Raw genomic sequence first — 1,185 nt, 5'->3', positions numbered from 1 at the left:
GGGATCGATGTTGGGGTGGATACCTGCCGTCTGCGGGAGCTGTCTCAACAGGTGGCGCGGGCCAGCGGTGCTCCCCTCCCCCCCTGGAAGGCCATCGTTGGCGACAACGCCTTTGCCCACGAGTCGGGCATTCACGCTGCAGGGGTGCTGCGGGATCCCCAGACCTATGAGCCTTTCCCACCAGAAGCCGTGGGCAGCCAGCGGCGGCTGGTGTTGGGCAAACACTCCGGCAGGCATTTGCTGCTCCAGATCCTCAAGGAACAGGGGATCCCTGTCGAGCAGATCCCACCTGGCCAACTGGAAAAGCTCCTGGAACAGGTGCGGCAGCACGTCACCCACTGCAAGCATCCGATCCCGCCCGCGGAGCTGGCCCGTTATTGCCGCGCAACGCTGACGCAATGGGCGCAACACACTCCAGAACCCATCCCAGAGGAGAGCCATCCCGATGTTGTCTAACCGCTTGTCCGGAAAGGAAACTTCCAAATCTCAGGCCATTTTGGCAGCCGTGTCTCGACGGGCGCGCCAAGTAGGCCGCAGCCTAACCCGCCAAGAGCTTTGTCAGGTGCTGGCAGAAATCACAGGAGGTACCCCATGAGCGACGAACTGGAGCTGGATCGCCCTCCCCAATTTGAGCTGGGCGACAAAGTCCGCATCCGTAAGGTCATCCGCAACGATGGCACCTTCTTCGGCCAGCCGGTGGGGAAAATCTTAGCCGTTCCCGGCGACGAAGGCTATGTCATCTCCATTGGCACCTTTCTACAACGGTTTTACGTCTATGCCGTCCACTGCTTGGCCAAAGGCTTGGTGGTGGGGTGCCGTGCCCAAGAGCTGGAACTTGTGGAGAAAGGGCTATGAAAGTCATCCTGCACGAAAGTGCCTACGGGCATTTGATGGTCTACGTTCCCAAAAAAGATCTGGAAGAATCGGTTGTGGCCACCCGTTCAGAGGCCGGGGAAACCATTTTCACCTTGAGCAACGGTTGGGAATTGTCCATCCCGGAGCTGCCGGAGCCTTTGTCTCTGCCCAAGACGGTAGAGGCCAAACGCCTCTAGCCAACGGTTGGCTGAACAATTCAAGCAATTCTATTCCTATCGGCTCATCCTCGAAAGGGCTGAGAGAATGGGTTGAACTCAGCTGTGACATACTCCCATCGCTGACCCTACAGGTACAGCGTGGGCTTCGCGC

3 protein-coding genes and 1 pseudogene are annotated in these 1,185 nt (G+C 58.9%); all 4 read left to right on the top strand.

Going from position 1 to position 1,185, the window contains the following annotated elements; genetic code table 11:
• Window positions 1-456: pseudogene (gene aksA, locus NW856_RS11635) on the top strand (homoaconitate hydratase); the annotation flags it as partial.
• Entirely contained in the window at window positions 446-595 is a 150-nt protein-coding gene (locus tag NW856_RS11630) for a hypothetical protein (RefSeq protein ID WP_011432085.1), read from the top strand. The pseudogene aksA and the gene NW856_RS11630, both read left to right, overlap by 11 nt.
• Window positions 592-855 (top strand): nitrogen fixation protein NifZ, encoded by a 264-nt coding sequence (locus NW856_RS11625; RefSeq protein WP_011430646.1) that lies wholly within the window; start codon window positions 592-594, stop codon window positions 853-855. Before NW856_RS11630 ends, NW856_RS11625 begins: the two co-directional genes overlap by 4 nt.
• Complete coding sequence (gene nifT / locus NW856_RS11620; RefSeq protein WP_011430645.1) at window positions 852-1,052, top strand: putative nitrogen fixation protein NifT; 201 nt, start codon at window positions 852-854, stop codon at window positions 1,050-1,052. Before NW856_RS11625 ends, nifT begins: the two co-directional genes overlap by 4 nt.
• Window positions 1,053-1,185 lie beyond the last annotated feature (133 nt).

Source organism: Synechococcus sp. R3-13 (genome assembly GCF_047462195.1).
In the GTDB taxonomy this organism is placed as follows: Bacteria; Cyanobacteriota; Cyanobacteriia; order Thermostichales; family Thermostichaceae; genus Thermostichus.
This window is presented reverse-complemented; position numbering and strand designations above follow the sequence as displayed.

Excerpts from the sequence above, each read along its gene's own strand:
- NW856_RS11630 (WP_011432085.1), top strand. The coding sequence starts at position 446 with ATGTTGTCTAACCGCTTGTCCGGAAAGGAAACTTCCAAATCTCAGGCC.
- NW856_RS11625 (WP_011430646.1), top strand. The coding sequence starts at position 592 with ATGAGCGACGAACTGGAGCTGGATCGCCCTCCCCAATTTGAGCTGGGC.
- nifT (WP_011430645.1), top strand. The coding sequence starts at position 852 with ATGAAAGTCATCCTGCACGAAAGTGCCTACGGGCATTTGATGGTCTAC.